General features: G+C 53.0%; 18 protein-coding genes. 6 read left to right on the top strand and 12 right to left on the bottom strand.

All coding sequences use genetic code 11. The features are described from left to right. Window positions 1-111: 111 nt before the first annotated feature. Window positions 112-522, bottom strand: coding sequence for a hypothetical protein (locus AB1598_09405; protein MEW6145220.1), 411 nt, complete (start codon window positions 520-522; stop codon window positions 112-114). Between the two features lie 145 nt (window positions 523-667). Between AB1598_09405 and AB1598_09400 the strand changes: the two genes are divergently transcribed. Further along, complete coding sequence (locus AB1598_09400; protein ID MEW6145219.1) at window positions 668-1,468, top strand: biotin--[acetyl-CoA-carboxylase] ligase; 801 nt, start codon at window positions 668-670, stop codon at window positions 1,466-1,468. Here AB1598_09400 and AB1598_09395 read toward each other — a convergent pair. The 3 genes from AB1598_09395 to AB1598_09385 all read right to left on the bottom strand — a co-directional run bounded on the left by AB1598_09395 (window position 1,465) and on the right by AB1598_09385 (window position 3,500). Beyond that, window positions 1,465-1,818, bottom strand: a complete 354-nt coding sequence (locus tag AB1598_09395) for a hypothetical protein (GenBank protein ID MEW6145218.1) — start codon at window positions 1,816-1,818, stop codon at window positions 1,465-1,467. The genes AB1598_09400 and AB1598_09395 overlap by 4 nt on opposite strands. A gap of 94 nt (window positions 1,819-1,912) precedes the next feature. Beyond that, complete coding sequence (locus tag AB1598_09390) at window positions 1,913-2,926, bottom strand: tetratricopeptide repeat protein (GenBank protein ID MEW6145217.1); 1,014 nt, start codon at window positions 2,924-2,926, stop codon at window positions 1,913-1,915. A gap of 43 nt (window positions 2,927-2,969) precedes the next feature. Beyond that, window positions 2,970-3,500: a hypothetical protein gene (locus AB1598_09385; protein MEW6145216.1), complete on the bottom strand. Its 531-nt coding sequence runs from the start codon at window positions 3,498-3,500 to the stop codon at window positions 2,970-2,972. A 333-nt stretch (window positions 3,501-3,833) separates the two neighbouring features. On the opposite strand from AB1598_09385, the gene AB1598_09380 reads away from it, so the two are divergent. The 5 genes from AB1598_09380 to AB1598_09360 all read left to right on the top strand — a co-directional run bounded on the left by AB1598_09380 (window position 3,834) and on the right by AB1598_09360 (window position 8,292). Continuing rightward, complete coding sequence (locus AB1598_09380) at window positions 3,834-4,412, top strand: prepilin-type N-terminal cleavage/methylation domain-containing protein (protein MEW6145215.1); 579 nt, start codon at window positions 3,834-3,836, stop codon at window positions 4,410-4,412. A gap of 334 nt (window positions 4,413-4,746) precedes the next feature. Next, window positions 4,747-5,346 carry a prepilin-type N-terminal cleavage/methylation domain-containing protein gene (locus AB1598_09375; protein ID MEW6145214.1) on the top strand — a complete coding sequence of 200 codons (600 nt, stop codon included), beginning with the start codon at window positions 4,747-4,749 and terminating at the stop codon, window positions 5,344-5,346. A gap of 80 nt (window positions 5,347-5,426) precedes the next feature. After that, a complete protein-coding gene (locus AB1598_09370; protein ID MEW6145213.1) occupies window positions 5,427-6,371 on the top strand; it encodes an ABC transporter ATP-binding protein in 945 nt (314 codons plus the stop codon). Between the two features lie 34 nt (window positions 6,372-6,405). Then, window positions 6,406-7,209, top strand: coding sequence for an ABC transporter permease (locus tag AB1598_09365; GenBank protein ID MEW6145212.1), 804 nt, complete (start codon window positions 6,406-6,408; stop codon window positions 7,207-7,209). Between the two features lie 3 nt (window positions 7,210-7,212). Then, window positions 7,213-8,292, top strand: a complete 1,080-nt coding sequence (locus AB1598_09360; GenBank protein MEW6145211.1) for a hypothetical protein — start codon at window positions 7,213-7,215, stop codon at window positions 8,290-8,292. 28 nt (window positions 8,293-8,320) lie between these two features. Here AB1598_09360 and greA read toward each other — a convergent pair whose 3' ends face one another. From greA to tolA, 8 genes are all read right to left on the bottom strand, one after another. Further along, a complete protein-coding gene (gene greA, locus AB1598_09355) occupies window positions 8,321-8,791 on the bottom strand; it encodes a transcription elongation factor GreA (protein MEW6145210.1) in 471 nt (156 codons plus the stop codon). A gap of 110 nt (window positions 8,792-8,901) precedes the next feature. Next, window positions 8,902-12,093, bottom strand: a complete 3,192-nt coding sequence (gene carB, locus AB1598_09350; protein MEW6145209.1) for a carbamoyl-phosphate synthase large subunit — start codon at window positions 12,091-12,093, stop codon at window positions 8,902-8,904. Window positions 12,094-12,334: 241 nt separating this feature from the next. Beyond that, on the bottom strand, window positions 12,335-13,057 hold the full coding sequence (locus tag AB1598_09345; GenBank protein ID MEW6145208.1) for a CDP-alcohol phosphatidyltransferase family protein: 723 nt from the start codon (window positions 13,055-13,057) through the stop codon (window positions 12,335-12,337). Window positions 13,058-13,175: 118 nt separating this feature from the next. Beyond that, window positions 13,176-14,756 carry an SPOR domain-containing protein gene (locus AB1598_09340; GenBank protein ID MEW6145207.1) on the bottom strand — a complete coding sequence of 527 codons (1,581 nt, stop codon included), beginning with the start codon at window positions 14,754-14,756 and terminating at the stop codon, window positions 13,176-13,178. 7 nt (window positions 14,757-14,763) lie between these two features. Continuing rightward, window positions 14,764-15,498, bottom strand: coding sequence for an SPOR domain-containing protein (locus AB1598_09335; protein MEW6145206.1), 735 nt, complete (start codon window positions 15,496-15,498; stop codon window positions 14,764-14,766). Window positions 15,499-15,502: 4 nt separating this feature from the next. Continuing rightward, window positions 15,503-17,182, bottom strand: a complete 1,680-nt coding sequence (argS, locus tag AB1598_09330) for an arginine--tRNA ligase (GenBank protein ID MEW6145205.1) — start codon at window positions 17,180-17,182, stop codon at window positions 15,503-15,505. Between the two features lie 91 nt (window positions 17,183-17,273). After that, on the bottom strand, window positions 17,274-17,900 hold the full coding sequence (locus tag AB1598_09325; protein ID MEW6145204.1) for a histidine phosphatase family protein: 627 nt from the start codon (window positions 17,898-17,900) through the stop codon (window positions 17,274-17,276). A 61-nt stretch (window positions 17,901-17,961) separates the two neighbouring features. Continuing rightward, the gene (tolA, locus tag AB1598_09320; protein ID MEW6145203.1) at window positions 17,962-19,089 is read right to left on the bottom strand and encodes a cell envelope integrity protein TolA; all 1,128 of its coding nucleotides are present in this window, start codon (window positions 19,087-19,089) and stop codon (window positions 17,962-17,964) included. Between the last annotated feature and the right edge of the window lie 7 nt (window positions 19,090-19,096).

The raw sequence follows: 19,096 nt of genomic DNA, 5'->3' as shown, positions 1-19,096 counted from the left end.
GAAAAAGATATTATATGACGAATCGTTCGTTTGAAAGTGGAATTTAAACGGGCGGACTCACGCCACGGAAAACACGCCGACTAAAGCGACTGCGTGAAATTACGTCTGTTTCTATATGATATCGACTGTCCGGGCTTTGATAACGTTCTTGATTTTATAGAGGAAGTAACTCTTCTCCTTCCAGAACCTTCCCATGATCTTCACCGTGTCGCCTTTCGAGAGCGGGAGGCGCTCGTCTTCGTAATAGACCCCGACTTCGTTGTTCTCGGCATCCTTCAGCTTGAATATAGTGAACGGCTCCCCCTTGCTCGATTTCCTGTAGTCGACCTTCGCGACCTTGCCCTCGAGGGAGACCTTCTTGCCGTTGTATTCGCCGGGGTTTGAGACCACGTCCTTTATTCTGACCTCGAGCACGGGGCTATCTTTCGGCGCTGCCGTCTGCTCGGCCCGGGCAAGGGTATAGATAACAAACAGGAGCGCAAACGATACCGTGAAGTAGAGATAAATCTTTGTAATATTCATCGATAGATATTATAAGTACATTCCGGTTATTTTCCACCGCCGTCCGCAATAGCCGAATCCGGTCTCACTATATACACGATGGGAGATTCTACAAAGGCGATAAAACAGTTAGAATACGTCCTGGAAGCGTGGGGGGCAAATAACAATGACATCACCGATGATCCGCAAACTGAACGGTCTCCTCAAGACCGAGACTATTGGGAAAGTCATACACTACTTCGACGAAACGGGGTCGACGAATACCGTCCTGTCGAGACTCGCGGAGCAAGGCGCGTCCGAAGGGACCGCCGTCATCGCGGACAAGCAGACGAGCGGAAAGGGGAGGCTCGGCCGGAAGTGGATCTCCCCGGCCGGCGTGAACCTGTACATGTCCGTGCTGTTCAGGCCGTCTATGCCGGCATGGGAATCGCCACTGCTCACCTTCCTCGCTTCCATAGCACTGTTTGATACGATAAAGAAGACCGGGATACGGAACACGGTTATAAAATGGCCGAACGACGTGCAGATAGACGGTAAAAAGGCTGCCGGCGTGCTTACGGAAATGGTGCCCAGGGGGGATAGGGTCGACTACATAGTAGTCGGAATCGGCGTGAATATAAACATGACGCGGTCAGAGATCAAACGCGAGATGGGAGAGATTGCAAAACACGCAACGTCTCTAAAAGAGAGCCTCGGGGAGGACATCGACAGGGCCAAATTCACAGGAGACCTTTTGCTCGAGCTCGAATCGTGGTATCAGACATTCAAGAGGCGCGGGAAGTCATCCATAATCAAGGAATGGACAGAGAGGTGGGGCGGATATAATAAACGCGTCAGGGTCGTGACTGAAGACGGGAGCATGATCGAAGGAACCGCGACGGGAATAGACGGCGAGGGCCACCTGCTTCTCAAAAAAGATGACGGGAGCATAGTCAGGATAATAACCGGGGACGTCACAGTTATTTAGCGGCCGCATCCGGTATCAACGCGTCCGGCATGAATCTGGGTCATCTCCTCCCGGATGCTTTCCATTAGACCCGTCCATTCGTTCACGAGCGAGACATCGTTCCTCGGGAACGGTTTTTTAATCTCGATTCCCGTGCGCGTCGCCCTGACTTTGCATTCCCTGTAATTCCTGCCTATTATATCGCCGAACTCATAGAGCGTGCCCACGACACTGTCGTCCTTGCCTGCGAACCTCGACACCAGCACGACCTCCTGATCGAACCCCTCGAATACGACATTCCAGAGGCTCGCGCTCGATTCCATGCCGAAGGAGAGCGCTATTAATTCGGGCCTGTCCGCATCCCGCCGCATATAATGAAACCCCGCCGCTTTATTTATTTCGACACCGGCTCAGACTTTACAAGCAGTGCTCACCCGTTTTTCAGCGTGAGCCGGTCTGTAACACCTACTTGCCCGCGCCGCCGAGAGCGGAGATCCTCTGTTTGGCCTGCGCGGCGTAGCCCGCGTACATCTCCTGTTCCAGGGACACATCCAGGAATTTCTTGTAGTAAACGACCGCCTGCTGCGGGTTATTGGCTTTCTCGTATCCCTGCGCGATAAAGAAGTACGCATCGGGATAATTCGGGTTAAGCGAAATAGCTTTTTTCTGGTTCTCGATGTTCTGGTTAAACTTGTTGAGATAGTAATACGTGATGCCAAGGTTCATGTAGGCAGGCGCGTAATTCGGATTCTCCTTTATAGCCTTCTCGTACTCGTCGATCGCTTCATTGTAGTGACCCTGAGTCCTGAGCGCCGTGCCGAAGAGGTTATGTATCTGCGCGGAGGGTGCGATCTCGGCGGCTTTTCTGAAGTTCTCCGTCGCCTGCCCGTAAGCCCTCTTCTTGAAGAAGAGCGCGTTCCCGAGGCCCACATACGCCGGGACGAACTTCGGACTTAGCTGGAGCACCTTTCTTATCTCGGGCGAGTCGGGGTTCTCCCCGCTTGCCGACCAGAGAATATACATGGCTTCCGCGTTATTAGGGTTCTTGGCGAGTATCTTCTGCGCTGCTGCCTTCGCGTCTTTTTCCCTGCTCAGCTGTAGGTAGCTGTAGGCGAGCGCGAGCTGCACCTCCTCGAGGTTCGGGTTTATCTGAAGCGCCTTCGCCATGTTCACGTACGAGTCGTTATAGAACTTTTCGTATTCCTCCCTTACCTGATACCTGTAGTAACCCATGAATGAATAAACTTCAGCCAGGCCCGCGTAAGCCTGCGCGTAATTAGGGTCAGCCTTTATTGCATGGTTGTAGAGGGATATCGCCTTGTCAAACCCCTCGGGCGTAAATTTCAGGAACTCCTCCCTGCCCTGTTTATATAGTCCCGCGGCGCCTGCGGCATTCTGTGCTAACGCGCGGGACTCCGTTAAGTTGAATGCGCCTATGGCTACAGCCAGCAGCAAAACATAAAGAACAAATTTTCTCATATCATCCTCCCTATGTAATTTTAAACAAGACTGTACGGGTTACTCAATAGGTCTCGTTGATGTACTTGACGATTTCCTCGGCCATGCTTTCGAATATGTCCTTCGCCATAAAGCCCGTCGAGCTGAAACCGTTCACCTCGCCAGTCGCGATCTCGTCACCTGTCGCTTTATTGACAAGAGCGAGCTTGATGGCTATAGAGACTTCGCCGAATTTAAGCGCCCCGCCTTCGTATGAAACATCCGAGCTAGGCCTGTACTCGCTTATCTCCCCTAACAATACTATAGTATCCTCGGCTGGGATATTTTCAATTTCCCCGAATTTTACTTCTTTGAACTTTTTCTCGGATTCGAGGAGAGCGGCTGCCTGATCCGGTATCTTCGTAAGCGCGGCTTTCGGGAAGTCCTCGATCTGGGTCTCGAAGGTTTCGAACTGCATTGCCTGATAGTCGCGCAGCTTCGTCTTGGTCGGAGTAAAGTAGGAAGTAGTCTTTATTGTAGTACATCCCGCGGCAAGCAGGGCGAAGACAGCGAGGAAAACCACCAGCGGGAAAACTAAATGCTTATCTCTATGCATGATTCGAACCGCCTCCTTTTAAATTGGTAGTATAAAATAGCATACTTCCCCGGATTGATAAATATTCATTCATTATACCCGGATTAACCGTCGTCATAGCAGACGGGCTGACAATTTTTGTCACATTGTCAAGGCAACGACAAAAAGTGTCACAATTTTCATAGTCAGCGGCCAGAGCTGAAGTTCCTCATCACATATAACAAAAGAGTATAATCGACCGTTTTCCATTAAATTCAGGCAGATTATGCTCGGGATATGCTGAAACCCCGGCACGTGGCACGGGCTTTGCAACCTATCTTCGCAAGACTCATTTCCGAAAAGGAGGTTATTTCTATGTTAAGCACGTTAAAGAATGTAAAGAGGGGAGAGAAGGGTTTCACCCTTATCGAGCTTCTCGTAGTAGCGGCAATCATAGGCATACTGCTCGCGATCGCGATTCCTAACCTTATCAAGGCGAGAATGTCGGCGAACGAGGCAAATGCCAGGAAGTCCATGCAGACCTTGAGAGATGCAGAGGGCGAGTATTTCGAGCAGGACCTGGACAACAACGGTGAAAGGGATTTTATCGATGATATAGGAGCTTTTGGAACAGTTCCGTCACTACGAGACCCAGAGGGAACTGGAACAGAAGAGGATGCACTTGTTGACAGCAGCTTCGAAGGTGCAGTCGGTGCGGGTTGCATTGATCCGAAGGCCGGATACTGTATTCAGTGGGATACGGCAATAGTAGCCAACGGCGCCGGTAATTTTGATGACTTCGGCTGGCAAACCAGTATGACAAGCTTCAACAAGACTGGTAGAAGAGACTTCTCTGTATATGGCGACGGTGCAATAAGGTGTACGCTTAGCACATCAGGAGTTGGAGCGGCAGGAACATTTCAAGCAGATCGTACCAGCCCCGGCTGCGATTAATACCCTAACAATTCACAAGACAAAACTTATAACGGCGGGTTTATTAACAACCCGCCGTTATATATTTCTAAGTAAATATAAAATCGATCCGATCAAAAACGCCAAGTGCTACATCCCTATTAGAATTACTGGAATAACAAAAACTGCATCACGATGACAAATATTGTAAGGTCATCGGTCTACGAAATGGATTTCATGTGTAGTTCCATCTTCGACCCATGCCTCAGTATAGATTTGTGCAATGATTTCGGTGGATTACAAGCTTATTTAGGCTGTTAAGATTAGGGCCAATATGGTATGGATATTGCTAATAATCTATTAGAGGACATCGTCTATGAACCAAGAGGAAAATAAAAAAGACGAAAACGGTTTTACACTCATCGAGCTTCTTGTAGTCGCGGCGATAATAGGTATTCTTCTGGCAATCGCGATCCCCAACCTCTTAAAAGCCCGTATCTCCTCAAACGAGGCTAATGCAAGAAAAGCACTACAGACCCTTAAAGACGCCGAATACGAGTATTTCGAACAGGATCTGGATAATAACGGTGACAGAAATTTTACAAATTTTATCGGTGTACTCGGCACTGCAGGCACTCTCAGGGACCCTGCAGGAACGAACAATCCAGAGGATGCGCTAATAGACTCCACTTTTGAAGATGCGGTCTCAAGCGACGGCAGTCCCGCAGCCTCCGCTGATTGCGTCGACCCCAAAGCCGGATACTGTCTCTCATGGAGCGACGACGCTGGAAGCGACGTGCAATCATTACAAGGGGATTTCGGTTGGGAAGCCTCGATGACGAGCGCACGGGTAAACGGCAGGAAAGATTTTTCAGCCTTTGCAGATAAAGTTACGAAATGTACAGTTTCATCCCAAGCGTCGGGAACAACCGGTACTTTCGAATCCGGGCGTAACGATCCCGCTTGCGACGGATAAGATTCATCATTCTCCCTTCCAAAACCCCATTAAACATATTGCCTCCACGTATTCATTGACATATATTTAGATGTCCGATGATGTCAGAAGCGATTCTCAATATCACGAACCTCGTCAAAGACTACAAAACCGGATTCACGGGCAAGAAGACGCGCGTCCTCAAGAACGTATCCTTCGACGTCTCCAAGGGCGAGGTGTTCGGCTTCGTCGGGCCTAACGGCGCCGGAAAGACGACGACATTCAAATCGATCCTGGGATTCGTCACTCCTACCGAAGGAAAGATAGAGCTGCTCGGCAAAGAGCATTCTAACTCCGACGCAAAAAGCAGGATAGGCTATCTGCCCGAGAACCCTTATTTCTACGATTACCTCACGGGAGAAGAGCTCCTTTATTACATGGGCGAGCTCCACGGACTCAGACGGAAACACCTCCACGAAAAAATAGACGAGCTGCTCGGGAAAGTCAGGATGGATCATGCAAGAAAAGTACAGATGAGGAAATATTCGAAGGGCATGATGCAGCGAATCGGCATCGCCCAAGCGCTCATTAACGACCCGGAGTTCCTGATACTCGACGAGCCGATGAGCGGGCTCGACCCTATAGGACGGAGGGAAATAAAAGACCTGATACTCGAAGAGAAAAGAAAGGGAAAGACAATTCTCCTCAGCTCGCATATGCTCTCGGACGTGGAAGCGCTCTGCGACAGGGTGGGGATAATCATGGAGGGTGTGGTGATAAAGATCGGAAAGATAGGGGAGCTGCTTAAAGAGATACACACTAACTACGAAATGCACCTCGAAGGAGCGGGCGACGAAATCAAGCAATGCGTAAAAGACCTGAGTGTCGAGATGGAGCATAGAGCAGGATACATAGTGCTGAAATTCGACGAAGACATAAAACGGAGGGTCCTCGAAGCCGTCACGCGCACGTCTGCGGAGATAGTGTCCATACACCCGCTGAGGAAGTCCCTCGAAGGGCTTTTCGTGGAGGAAGCCAAAAAAGGGAGCCCGCAAAAGGAAAAGTAAAAGGCCGCGGTTTGATCGAGGCTATCAAAACGTGATGAGAAGAATACTGAGCGTCGCGCACAATACGTTCATAGAGGCAATCAGGGACAGGGTGCTCTACAGCCTGATACTGTTCGCGATAATAATGATCCTGAGCTCGCTCATATTCGCGAGCATATCGGCTGAGCAGTATAACAAGATTGTCAAGGACCTGGGTCTCACCGCCATATCCGTAATCGGGATACTGATCTCGGTCTTCCTCGGCATAGGCCTCGTTTATAAAGAGGTGGAGAGAAAAACCGTGTACAACATTTTCTCGAAACCCATAAAGAGATACGAATTCATATTCGGCAAGTATCTCGGCCTCGGATTTACACTATTCGTTATCACGCTCGGCATGGCGCTTATACTTTTTCTGCTAGTATTGTTAATAGAAATCAAATACGAGGGTCTAATAAGTTTTTATTACGGGGGACATTACTACGCCGAGTTCTTTAACGCCGTATATTTCGAGTACCTCGAATTCCTGGTCGTAATCGGCATAGCGCTCGTCTTTTCGAGCTTCACGACCCCGGTGCTGAGCGCGTTATTCACCTTTTTCGCAATCGCGATTGGGCGCTTCTCGAGCGACGTCAGATTATTCGCAGAGGAAGTAAAAAGTCCGGTAAGTGCACTATTTTCAGAGGCGGTTTACAGGATCATTCCGAACCTCGAGAAATTCGACGTGAGGAGCGAAGCCGTGTACGGAGGCGTAATCAACCCCGACCTGATTCTATACACAACCGTATACGCCGTCATATATACGCTCGCCCTCCTCATACTCGCGACAGTTATTTTCGAGAGAAAAGAGTTTAAATAACCGATGTCAGCATATATCGCGAAAAAGCCTATGTTCGCCATAGTAATCCTGGCTTTGTTAATCGCCGCATCGGTCCCCTTCCAGAACAAGATCGATGACATAAGAGGAAAGTTCCGTTCGGTGGACGAAAGCCTTTATCTCTCGTCCTCGTCACTCAAGAAAATCTCGATGGGTTACCACGAGCTGCTCGCGGATATATATTGGCTGAGAGCGCTTCAGTACTTTGGAAGTAAAAAACTCGAAGAGCAGAATCCCGACCTACTCTACCACTACTTCGATATTATCACGGACCTAGACCCGAAGTTCGTAAGCGCATACCGGTACGGAGGTACGTTCCTCGCGGAGCCGCCGCCTTTCGGTCTAGGTGAAACAATGAAGGGGATAGAGCTATTCGATAAAGGCAGGAAGAACAACCCCGAGAACTACCGCCTGCCTCTCGAAGAGGCTTTCATTTACTATTTCTATCCCAAGAACTACGATAAAGCGGCCGAGCTGTTCGGGGAAGCCGCAGATAAACCGGGTATCTCTCCGTTGAGGAAGGCATCGATGAAAGGCATGGCGGCATCCGCTCATGCCAGAGGAGGGAACAGCGAGCTCTCGAGAAAGATCTGGGAGATAATCTATGAAACCAGCCCCAGCGAGGGCAGAAGAGATTTTGCACTCAGGAATATCAAAGAGATAGACACAATGGCAATCGAGGACGAGCTTACCGAATCGCTGAAGGAGTACGTCAGGGCATACGGCAAATTTCCAGACTCCATGGAAGACATGGTAAAGGCGGGGATGATAAAGGGAGGAATCCCGGCCTCGCCTGTAGGCGGCAAGTTCATTATTGCGCCAAAAATCGAATCCGTAAAAAATACGGTTCTCGTAGATCAGCAAATAAACCAAAGCACAGCTTTATTACAAGCGAAAGCCGCGAGATACAAGAGCCTATACGGAGATTATCCGAAGAGTCTGGACGAGCTGAGAGAGTTCATCGAGCTCGAGACCACGGCTGATTTCCCCGCTCATCCCCTGGGAGAGGAATACATTTACGACCCGGAGACGGGTAAAGTGGAATCGTCGGTCGTGATCGAGTGAAACCCTTGAGGAGCCGTCGGGCAGCCGGTCAGCTTATCTCGAGAACGACGAACTCCCTGATCCCGCCCGGGGCATGCACCTGTACGTCGTCGTCTACTCGCTTTCCTATGAGCGCTTTGCCGATGGGCGAAGTGATCGAAATGAGGCCGTTATCGGGCTCCGACTCGTCGGGGCCCACTAGCTGATACGTAACGGTTTCCCCGGTATCGAGATTCTCGAGCTTGACCCTGACCCCGAAAGTGACCCGGTCCTTATCCCTGAGCTCGGCGGGGTCGATGATCTCTGCCCTCCCTATCTTGCTCTCGAGCTCCTGAATCCTGCCCTCCACGAACGACTGTCTCTGCTTCGCTGTTTCATACTCGGCGTTCTCGGACAGGTCCCCTAGAGACCTCGCGTATTCGATCAGTTTTATCACTTCCTGCCTGTCCACGGTCTTGAGCCTCCGGAGCTCTTCCTGAAGCTTCTTAAATCCCTGCGGAGTCATCGGCACTCTTTCTATGGTCATATAGAATTCCTCCTGGAGCTGTTAAAGGGGCGGGAAAGGAAACCTTTTCAAGCGGATTAAACCGTATACGGATAAGATAAACATGGTATCCAATTATACAATAGTTAATAATAGTCCTGAATAGCCTTTACGTCGAGGCCTTTACCTATAAGCACCTCTATCGCTCCTACGGCGGCCCTTGCAGCCGAAATAGTCGTAAAGTAGGGGACCCTGTGTACAAGCGCCGTCCTCCTGATGGAGTAGGACTGCTCCACCTCCTTCTGCCCGAAAGTCGTGTTCACGACGAGCTGCACCTCGCCGTTCTTTATATGATCCACCACATGAGGGCGGCCTTCGATAACCTTCTTCACGACCGTGCAGCCGACGCCGATCCCCTTTAGATACGCCGCCGTGCCTGCCGTAGCCATAATTTTAAAGCCGAGCCCTTCGAGATCCCTTATAAACTCCGATAGCTTGGGCTTGTCCTCGTCCTTCACGCTTATGAACGCCGTGCCCGAGAGCGGGAGGTCGCTTCCAGCGGCTATCTGCGCTTTTGCGAAGGCCATCCTTATGTCGGCATCTATTCCCATCACTTCCCCTGTGGATTTCATCTCGGGCCCGAGGATCGTGTCGACGCCGTGGAATTTGATGAACGGGAAAACGGATTCCTTGACGCAGTAGTGCGCGGGCACTATCTCTTTCGTAAACCCGAGCTGCCTGAGAGTTTTCCCTATCATGACCTTGGTCCCGAGCTTGGCGAGAGGGACGCCGATGGCCTTGCTGACGAAGGGGACTGTCCTGCTCGCGCGGGGGTTCACTTCCAGTATATAAACGACATTGTCTTTAACCGCGAACTGAATATTGACGAGACCCTTGACCCTGAGCGCGAGAGCGAGCTCCTTTGTCTGACGCTTTATCTCCTTTATCACGCGGGCCTCGATCGAGAAAGGGGGAAGCACCATGGCGCTGTCGCCTGAGTGTACGCCCGCTTCTTCTATGTGCTCGAGCACCCCTCCGATGACGACTGTTTTACCGTCGGACACCGCATCCACGTCGACTTCCTTGGCGTCCTTTAAAAACTTGTCTATAAGCACCGGGAGGTTGGGCGAGACTCTCACTGCTTCTCTTATATAGCGCCTGAGCGAATCCTCGGTGTAAACGATCTCCATGGCGCGTCCTCCCAGGACATAGGAAGGCCTGACGACGATAGGATAGCCTATATCGTTCGCTATCCTGACAGCCTCTTCCTGACTCCTCGCGATCCCGCTCTCGGGCTGTCTCAGCCCGAGCTCCTCTACGAGGTCCCTGAACCTCTCCCTGTCCTCAGCGAGGTCGATACTATCGGGCGACGTGCCGATGATTTTTACACCCCTCTCCTCGAGCGGTATGGCGAGCTTGAGAGGCGTCTGCCCCCCAAGGTGCACGATAACCCCGTCCGGATTCTCCCTCCCGACTATTGAGAGTGTATCCTCGAGCGTGAGGGGCTCGAAGTAAAGCCTGTCCGACGTATCGTAATCGGTGCTCACTGTTTCGGGGTTGCAGTTCACCATTATGGCTTCGTAACCCTCCTCCCGGAGAGAGAAGGAGGCATGCACGCAGCAGTAATCGAATTCGATGCCCTGTCCGATCCTGTTAGGCCCGCCGCCGAGAATCACGACTTTGGACCTGTCCGTAGGCGGGGCCTCGTCTTCCCGCTCGTAGGTCGAGTAGAGGTAAGGGGTATAGGCTTCGAACTCCGCGGCGCACGTGTCGACCATTTTGTATACGGAGCCGATCTTGTTCCTGAGCCTCGATTCTCTTATATCGTCTTCCGATTTTCTCGTGAGCTCGGCTATACGGATATCGGAGAATCCGAATTCCTTCGCTTTCCTCAAGAGGCTCCCGTTCATCTTACGAGCAGTGGATCTGAGCTCCTCTTCCATTTGTACTATCTGCTTTATATTCCGGAGGAACCACCTGTCTATATACGTGAGACTGAATACTTCCTCGATGCTCATCCCGCACCTGAGCGCGTCGGCGATATACCAGAGCCTTTCCGGATTAGGCGTCCTCAATTTATCGGTAATGACAGACGTATCCGATGACCTGGGCTCGAAGCCCGCGGAATCTATCTCGAGGGACCTCATGGCCTTCTGGAGCGATTCCTTGAACGTCCTTCCTATCGCCATGACCTCGCCGACCGATTTCATCTGCGTCGTGAGGGAGGGGTCCGTCTGCGGGAACTTCTCGAAAGTAAACCTGGGTATCTTGACGACGACGTAGTCTATGGAGGGCTCGAAAGATGCGGGCGTGTAGCGGGTGATATCGTTCGGTATCTCGTCGAGCGTGTAGCCGACGGCGAGCTTGGCCGCGATCTTCGCAATAGGGAATCCCGTCGCTTTAGACGCGAGCGCAGAGCTCCTCGATACCCTCGGGTTCATCTCTATGACCACCATCCGCCCGTCGTCCGGGTTGAGCCCGAACTGAATATTCGAGCCCCCGGTGTCGACGCCTATCTCCCTGATTATGGCTATCGACGCGTCGCGCATCCTCTGATATTCCTTGTCAGTTAGCGTCTGGGCGGGCGCTACGGTTATGCTGTCCCCGGTATGCACGCCCATGGGATCGAAGTTCTCGATCGAGCATATTATCACGACGTTGTCCATCCCGTCGCGCATGACCTCGAGCTCGTATTCCTTCCATCCGAGGACCGATTCTTCTATCAGTATCTCGGATACAGGGCTAAGGTCGAGTCCCGACTTGGCGAACTCCTCGAATTCTTCTATGTTGTACGCGACGCTTCCGCCCGAGCCTCCCAGAGTGAACGAAGGGCGGATTATCACGGGGAACCCGAGCCCTTCCATTACCTTCCATGCCTCCGCCATCGTGTGAGCGATCCCGCTCTTGGGGACATCGAGACCTATACTGAGCATTGCCTCCTTGAAGAGCTCCCTGTTCTCGGCCTTCTTAATCGCATGCAGCTTGGCCCCGATCAGCTCGACGCCGTACTTGTCGAGGACGCCCGACTCGGCGAGATCGACGGCGATATTGAGGGCGGTCTGTCCGCCGAGCGTCGGGAGGAGCGCGTCGGGTCTCTCCTTTTCTATTATCTTTTCGACTACATCCGGAACGAGAGGCTCTATATATGTTCTGTCGGCGAAAGCTGGGTCAGTCATTATGGTGGCCGGGTTGGAGTTCACGAGCACGATCCTGAATCCCTCTTCCTTGAGCGCCTTGCAGGCCTGGGTGCCCGAATAGTCGAACTCGCAGGCCTGCCCTATTACTATCGGACCCGACCCTACGAGCAGTATGGTTTTTATGTCATTCCGTTTAGGCATATAAGTATTGCGGAGTTTAAGTCAATTTTCGAAAAACGAGTATATCGGGATCCGGCTAAGACGGCTGAGCCCCCGCACCGAAGCACCTGATTTATACCTGTGAAATCGCCGTCTAGCAAATAACCGCATCCCAGAAACAGCCGGATAAAAACGGGGAATCCGCACCCGGCATACCGTGGTTTCCGTCAGATTTCCGGGAGTCTGAACACGCCCGAGTCAGCATATGCGTGGTGAGGACGGTTTAGGGAACCGTCTCAGGCTCGATTTTCTTCTGCTCTTCCCGTTTCCTGAGCTCGGTCATCACGTGGAACATGCGCTGGACGGCGGTGTAGGAAGAAAAGACGAGCATCAAGATCAACGCAAGCTTGAGGAGATAGTCGTCGGGGCCGAATCCGAACGCCCCGGCGACGATGTTGCCGAGGAAATTAAATACCGAGAGCACCCCCAGATAAACGACCCTCTCGGCCCTCTGCATGACACCGACTTCGCATTTCACGCCGAGACCCTCCGCCCTCGCGCGCGTATAGCTCACCATGGTAGTCGAAACGAGTATGAGGAAAACGACGTACGAAAAAATCGAGTCCCTGAAGAAGCTGAGCAGTCCCAGGTATATGAAGGCCTCCGAGAACCTGTCGAGGCAGGAATCGAAGAAGGCACCGTGCTGGCTGCTTAGACCCTGGGCCCTGGCGACGCGCCCGTCGAATATGTCGAAGGTCGATCCGGCTAGCACGAGTATGCCCCCCGCAAAGATCCATCCATAATGATAGAAGAGACCGGTGATAACGGCGACTACGAGCGTGGAAACAGTAAGGACGTTCGGATGTACCCTGATCTTGAGGAGGTAATCCTCGATAGGCAGCATCAGCAGGAGCCACCACGTCTTGATCCCGCTTCCGAGAAGCGTCGTCGATTCAGGTCTTCTTTTGTTTTTAGACCGTTCCGTTATTTCTTCGGGATGAGTCATAATGCTCCGTTCCAGAATTAAAATAATACGGCAAATCCGGGAATAACAATATCCGTTTTGGCTTTTTCAGGCAAGAAGGAGAGATGTTTCGGGAGAGCACCCAGTAATAAAACCGGGGTCACTCGTCCTCGGCTACGTAGACTGATTTTATAAAGCTCTCATTCCTTTTCAAGCTTTCACCGAACGAAGAAGCCTCCTTCCGCGTTCCGAACCGGCCTACCCTGACCCTGTACCATTTGCCTTTTCCGGGGAGATTCGCTTCCGAAACGAAAGCCTGATACCCCTTCCGGGTCAGCCGGTCCGCCAGTACATAGGCGTCCTGCTTTTCCCTGTAGGACGCTACCTGCACGGTGAACTTCCCGCGGGGCTCTGCCTCGGCCGGGGGCTGCGCTTCCGGCTGTTTGACCGCATCAGAAACGCCGTCCTCTAATGCGCCGCCAGTGAACGAGGCCAGGAGCTGACCTTCGAGCACGGCAGCCGTCGAGCCGCCCGGAACGATACCGGAAGCGTTTTCGCCATCGCTCCCGGTGGGGGTGAGAATCTGAGAATCCTGCTCCGGTTTTTTTACAGGCGCCGTTTCGATCGGCGCCTCTACTATAGATTCACCTTCTCTCGCTGACGGGGCGCTTTCTTCCTCCGCGGCCGGCTCCGCCACTTCGGATTCGGCGGGCGCCGCGCTTAGAGAGCCCTCGAGCGAGACCGGGGACTCCATCTGGTTTGCGAGAATTATCCTCATCTCCTCATTCCTGTAGCCCGGGACCAAGGCTTGGGCCGGCGCTTCGGCAGTCCGCTCCGGGGGAGGCAGGTTTTCCTCAGCTTTAATGCTCCCGAACTCGAGCGACTGTGTGGCGGGGGGAAGCTCCCTTTCGGCAATTCCCGGCTCAGTCGCCCTCATCTCTCTATCCTGCGGAACCGCAGGTCCGGCAGCGGAACCGCTCACGACCGGCACCGCGTCCCCTTCGCCTATCTTCAGCACCTGCAGGCACGTGAACGGCCTCCTTACCTCCACGTTCCGCTCGACAAGCACCACCTCTACCGAGCCTATTACGTCTGAAGGGCTCTCGAAAACGAGCTTCCTCGGGGACTCGGCGATGACGTTCGCCTTTTTATTCCCGATCTTGAAATCAGTCGTCGCGAAATCACCGTCGAAGGGGCCTTTTATTTCCACGACCCTCCCTGCCTGGCCGACGAGAGGGCACTGGTAGTCATATGGCGACGGCGCCTCCGAGCTCCCGCGCGAGGCTGCGGAAAGACTTATAGGCACTGACACGCTGTCGAGGACCTTCATCGAAGCGTTTCTCAGAGTGAATTTCATCTCGGTCCCGGCTGAGTTCCTGGGGACGTTTATTTTTATGGATTTTTGAGAGGCAGGGACCTTGAAAAAGCTCGTTTCGATAATGCAGCTTTTAAGCATCGCGAGGTTACGGTTCACAGCCTCCGCCGTGACGCCTCCGGGGTAAAGCGCTACGGAGGCTGAAACTGTGTCACCCGCGGATATATCGTCGGGCAGGAACACCTTTACGAGCCCCGCCTGCGTTTTTAACTCCACTATGTGCACGCCCTTCGCCGTGTTTTCCGGGAATGACGGCGCGGTGCCTGAGAGCACGAGAAAAACGAGAAGGGGGGCGAAACGTGTTATAAACCGAACGACCGGGTGTCCTGTAATCATGATCCTCATTCCTGGTACGGACTTCTTCATCGCGGCGTCAGTTGTTAATAGTAATAAAAACCAATTTTACGCCAGGCTCCGAACTCTTCAGCGATTCCCCGTATGCCTTGGCAGTTTCGAGATCCTTGAAAGTTCCCACTCTTACCCTGTACCAGATTTTATTATCGGGGGACGTCATGGATTTTATAAACACCGGGTATCCCTTCGACTGGAGTGCGCTCGCAAGGCTGTTCGCCTGCTTCTGGTCCTGAAAAGACCCTATCTGGACTGTATATGCACCTTCGGGATCCACATGAGGCAATGAAGGTTTGGCGGCCTCGGGCTCCTTCGTTTCCTGAGGCCGTTTTTTCTCGAGCTCGCGCTCTATTTCACGCGTGATCTCGGCCAACCTTTCATCGTCCTGCTTGGCCGGAGCGGGGGGCTTGGCGCTTTCGGGGGCCGTTACAGTCTTTGACCCCGTTTCCGTTTCAACTTTTTCGTCTTCCTCGGTAGGAGGTAGAGTAGGTGGGGGAGCGTTCTCCTCAACCGCTTCCTCTACGGCGGGAGCAGGGCTTTCAGCCATTTGCTCGAATCCCGCATCCGGAGTCTCTTCGACAGGCGTCGGAGACGGCTCGGGAGGGGCTTCTTCGAAACTCCTGGTTATACTGAGGTCCTGCCGGCTCAGTCTCTTGCCTACGAATACGCCCAGGCCGAAAACCAGGACGAACAGCACGGTAAAAGCGAACAGGAACGAAAGTATTCGGCCGCTTCCCTGTGAACTATCCCTGCTCATAAGGTCACATCCTCTCGGGCGCCGATATCCCCAGCAGTTTCAGTCCGTTGCTGAGGACCGTCTGCACGCACCTGACCAGGTAAAGCCTCGCTCCGCTCAAATCGCGGTCGTCGTCGACTATCCTGAATTTATTATAGTATCCGTGGAAGTCAGAGGCCAGCTCCTGGAGATAATATGCAACCTTGTGGGGCGCGAGCGACTCCGCCGAATCCTTGACTATATCGGGGTATAGAAGGAGCTTCTTGACGAGGTCCACCTCCTCCGGCCGGGAAAGAAGGTGAAGCGAGGAAGCGGATTCCGAGGCGCCTTCCTCCTCCGCCTTTCTGAACAGACTCCTTATACGCGCATAGGCGTACTGGATGTAATAAACGGGGTTCTCGCTCGATTCTTTCCTGGCCAGGTCGAGGTCGAAATCGAGGTGGCTCTCCGAGCTCCGCATCAGGAGGAAGAAGCGCATCACGTCGGCCCCGACTTCTTTTACCACGTCGCGCATCGTAACGTAGCTCCCGGCCCTTTTCGACATGGATACTTCCTCGCCGCGCCTCATCAGGCGTACGAACTGGATGAGTACGACGTTGAACCTCTTATCGTCGAAGCCGAGCGCCCTTAGAGCTGCCCTTAGCCTGGAGACGTGCCCGTGATGATCAGCCCCCCAGACGTTGATGAGACTTTCAAAACCCCTTTCGAGCTTATCCGCGTGGTACGCGATGTCCGAGAGAAAGTATGTCGGGCTCCCGTCGCTCTTCACGAGCACCCAGTCCTGCGTGTCGCCGTATTTAGTTGCAGAGAACCATAAGGCGCCGTCCCTTTCCTCGAGCGCGCCTCCGTCCGCGAGGCGTTTTTTGATCTCGCCTAGCTTATCCGGCGCGCCGCCGTTCTTGCCTAAGCCGTGTATATTTTCCTTTTCGCTGTACCAGACGTCGAAGCGTACGCCTATGTCCTCGAGGTCATTTCCTACGGCGGCTAGCAGCCTCTCGCGCGCGAATTCCCTCGAGAACGCGAGGGATTCCTCCCTCGGTTTATTGAGCAGCGAATAGCCTTCGAGCTCTTTTATCTCCGAAGCGATCTCCTTTACGTAGTCGCCCTTGTAGCCGTCCTCCGGTATCTCAGCCGCCTCGCCGAAGAGCTCCCTGTATCTCGCGAACACGGATTCGCCTAGGAGTTGCATTTGCCTTCCGGCGTCGTTTATGTAGAACTCCCGCGTGACCCTGTAGCCGGAGGCAGATAGGATATTCGAAATCGTGTCCCCGACGACCGCGTTCCTGGCGTGCCCCATGTGGAGGAAACCGGTGGGGTTGGCGCTCACGAATTCCACAAGGACGCTGTGACCGCTCCCGAAGCCTGAGGCGCCGAACTTCTCTCCGAGCCTCGCTATATCTTCAAGCTTATTTACTATTGCATCTTCCCTGACGAAGAAGTTTATGAAGCCCGCGCCCGCGATCTCGACCTTTCTGAAAAGCTTGTCTTTCTCTCCAGGCAGGTTCTCGATGATGAGCTCCGCCACCTGCCTCGGGTTCTTGCCCATCTTCCTCGCGAGCACCATTGCGGTATTGATGGAAAAATCACCGAACTCCTTGCGTTTGGGGATGTCGACCTCCACTTCGACAGGGAGATCGGTAAGGTTGATTTTCTTTCCTATGCTTTCTACAGACCGTAAAACGACTCTCTCTATTTCTTCTTTCATAGCGTTATCAGGAAATTACACCATAAATCGCGGGGAGTTACAAGAAACCCTCCTGAGCCGTGATCCCTCTGACAGCGATTGACGGTGAGAATCACAACGGGGGGAGCGACTCTGCAGGGGACAGGTGGGAGACATCGTTCAGTACTTTGACCTCTATATTCCCGTTAACGGAGACGATAAGATTCTTCGAAGCGGCACGGAGGTTGAAATTACGGAAGCCCTTCAAGCCCACGCCCGTAATCCTGCAGAGGAGCGCGGTGATCGTGAGGTTGTGACTCACGGCGACGACGGTTTCGCCCGCATGGAGACTGTTGAGCTTCTCGAAAACATTCCATGCCCTCTGCTCCACCTGTAGGAGAGACTCCCCGCCCGGGAGCCTTAGGGTCTCGGGACTCTCCCTCCATTCCCGGAGAATATCCGCATACCTCTCCCTTATGTCTTCAAAGAGGAGCCCTTCGAGGTCCCCCTGGTTCATTTCCCTCAGGTCCTTGTCTATATTGACGTCGAGGTTATGGAGGGACGCGATCTCCGTTGCCGTGCGGAGCGCCCGAACCAAGTCGCTCGAATACACGGCTGAAATCTCGGCGTCTTTCAATGAATGCGCGAGCTCCCCTACCTGCCTCATGCCGGTGTCGTTGAGGTCTATATCCGCGACACCCTGACACCTGCCTGTCCTGTTCCATTCAGTTTCGCCGTGACGTACGAGGATAAGATTCAATAATGACCACCCAATTGAACTTCTGAAACGAATTTTGCGGCAAGAACCATATCGACGACCATCAGTATGTCACGTTCTTAAACGGTACGAGCACGCCGCTCGTCTCCGCCTCTTTGGCGAACTCCGAAGGTGGCGGCGGGAGCGGGGCGGACTTATAGATCGCGCTGACGCTGTATTCGTCGAACGCCGGGTTGCCCGAGGACTGGTTCACCCTCACATCGAATACTCTTCCGCTCTGGTCGACCTTGAACAATATCATAGTCGTAAGGCTGCCGTCGGTAGGCACTCCAGGCGGTATCCTCCAGTTCCTGCTTATCCTCTGATGGACTTTATCTTTATATATGTTCAATAAGACCGGATTAATGGACGAGCCGCTTCCGGAACCCTCCCTGCTTAGAGACGAACCCTCCGACGGTTCGCCGGGGCCCGGCTCCGATTCCCCGGGCATCTCCCCGGAATCGGCCATGGCGAGCCTCTGCTCCTCCCCTATCTCCTCCTGGGGCTGGGTACTCTCCTGCGATCCGCTCTTTAACTCCTCGAGCACCTTCTGTCTCTTTATATCCTGAAGGACCTTGCTCTTTTCACTCTCAAGGTCTTTCTTCTTGCTGGCGGTCGTCTTCTTAGTTTCCGTCTTGGGTTTTTCCGTCGGCTTGGGTTTTTCGGCTACTTCCTTCTTCTCTTCTTTTTTCGGCTCTTCTTTCTTTTCTTCTTTCTTTACTTCCTCTTTTTTCTCCGTCTCGAGAGGTATGACTTCCTTCTTCTCGGGCTCTTCTTTCACGACCTCTTTGGGCTTCTCTTCCTCTTTGGGCTCTACTTTAGGCTCTTCCTTCTTGACCTCCACCTTCTTTACCTCTTCCTTCTCGGGTTCTTTAGGCGGCTCTTTTTTTTCAGGCTCGGGGGCGGCTTTAACTTCCTTCTTCTTGACCTCGGGGGGATTCTCTTTGACAGGCTCAGGCTTCTTCGGGGCCTCAGGCGCCTTCGGCCGGGACGCAGGATCCGAGTCCTGCCCTCCTCCGGGTCCTATGCCCGAAAGAGATACCTGAATGGGGCCGCTTGAGCTCGAATGGTTTGACGTGCCGCTGAAACCCCAGAACAGCACCAGTATAAGCACGGCAGCGTGGAGGGCGACCGAAAAAAATATTCCCCAAAAAGACGTGCCGCTCGATGTATCCTTATCTTCCGGTTTCATTTCCCCT

It is taken from the genome of Thermodesulfobacteriota bacterium (genome assembly GCA_040754335.1).
GTDB lineage: Bacteria > Desulfobacterota_D > UBA1144 > Nemesobacterales > UBA2774 > 2-12-FULL-53-21.
This window is presented reverse-complemented; position numbering and strand designations above follow the sequence as displayed.

What these genes read in the sequence shown, in the direction of transcription:
- AB1598_09405 (MEW6145220.1), bottom strand. Translation starts at nt 522, where the DNA reads ATGAATATTACAAAGATTTATCTCTACTTCACGGTATCGTTTGCGCTC.
- AB1598_09400 (MEW6145219.1), top strand. Translation starts at nt 668, where the DNA reads ATGACATCACCGATGATCCGCAAACTGAACGGTCTCCTCAAGACCGAG.
- AB1598_09395 (MEW6145218.1), bottom strand. Translation starts at nt 1,818, where the DNA reads ATGCGGCGGGATGCGGACAGGCCCGAATTAATAGCGCTCTCCTTCGGC.
- AB1598_09390 (MEW6145217.1), bottom strand. Translation starts at nt 2,926, where the DNA reads ATGAGAAAATTTGTTCTTTATGTTTTGCTGCTGGCTGTAGCCATAGGC.
- AB1598_09385 (MEW6145216.1), bottom strand. Translation starts at nt 3,500, where the DNA reads ATGCATAGAGATAAGCATTTAGTTTTCCCGCTGGTGGTTTTCCTCGCT.
- AB1598_09380 (MEW6145215.1), top strand. Translation starts at nt 3,834, where the DNA reads ATGTTAAGCACGTTAAAGAATGTAAAGAGGGGAGAGAAGGGTTTCACC.
- AB1598_09375 (MEW6145214.1), top strand. Translation starts at nt 4,747, where the DNA reads ATGAACCAAGAGGAAAATAAAAAAGACGAAAACGGTTTTACACTCATC.
- AB1598_09370 (MEW6145213.1), top strand. Translation starts at nt 5,427, where the DNA reads ATGTCAGAAGCGATTCTCAATATCACGAACCTCGTCAAAGACTACAAA.
- AB1598_09365 (MEW6145212.1), top strand. Translation starts at nt 6,406, where the DNA reads ATGAGAAGAATACTGAGCGTCGCGCACAATACGTTCATAGAGGCAATC.
- AB1598_09360 (MEW6145211.1), top strand. Translation starts at nt 7,213, where the DNA reads ATGTCAGCATATATCGCGAAAAAGCCTATGTTCGCCATAGTAATCCTG.
- carB (MEW6145209.1), bottom strand. Translation starts at nt 12,093, where the DNA reads ATGCCTAAACGGAATGACATAAAAACCATACTGCTCGTAGGGTCGGGT.
- AB1598_09345 (MEW6145208.1), bottom strand. Translation starts at nt 13,057, where the DNA reads ATGACTCATCCCGAAGAAATAACGGAACGGTCTAAAAACAAAAGAAGA.
- AB1598_09340 (MEW6145207.1), bottom strand. Translation starts at nt 14,756, where the DNA reads ATGAAGAAGTCCGTACCAGGAATGAGGATCATGATTACAGGACACCCG.
- AB1598_09335 (MEW6145206.1), bottom strand. Translation starts at nt 15,498, where the DNA reads ATGAGCAGGGATAGTTCACAGGGAAGCGGCCGAATACTTTCGTTCCTG.
- argS (MEW6145205.1), bottom strand. Translation starts at nt 17,182, where the DNA reads ATGAAAGAAGAAATAGAGAGAGTCGTTTTACGGTCTGTAGAAAGCATA.
- tolA (MEW6145203.1), bottom strand. Translation starts at nt 19,089, where the DNA reads ATGAAACCGGAAGATAAGGATACATCGAGCGGCACGTCTTTTTGGGGA.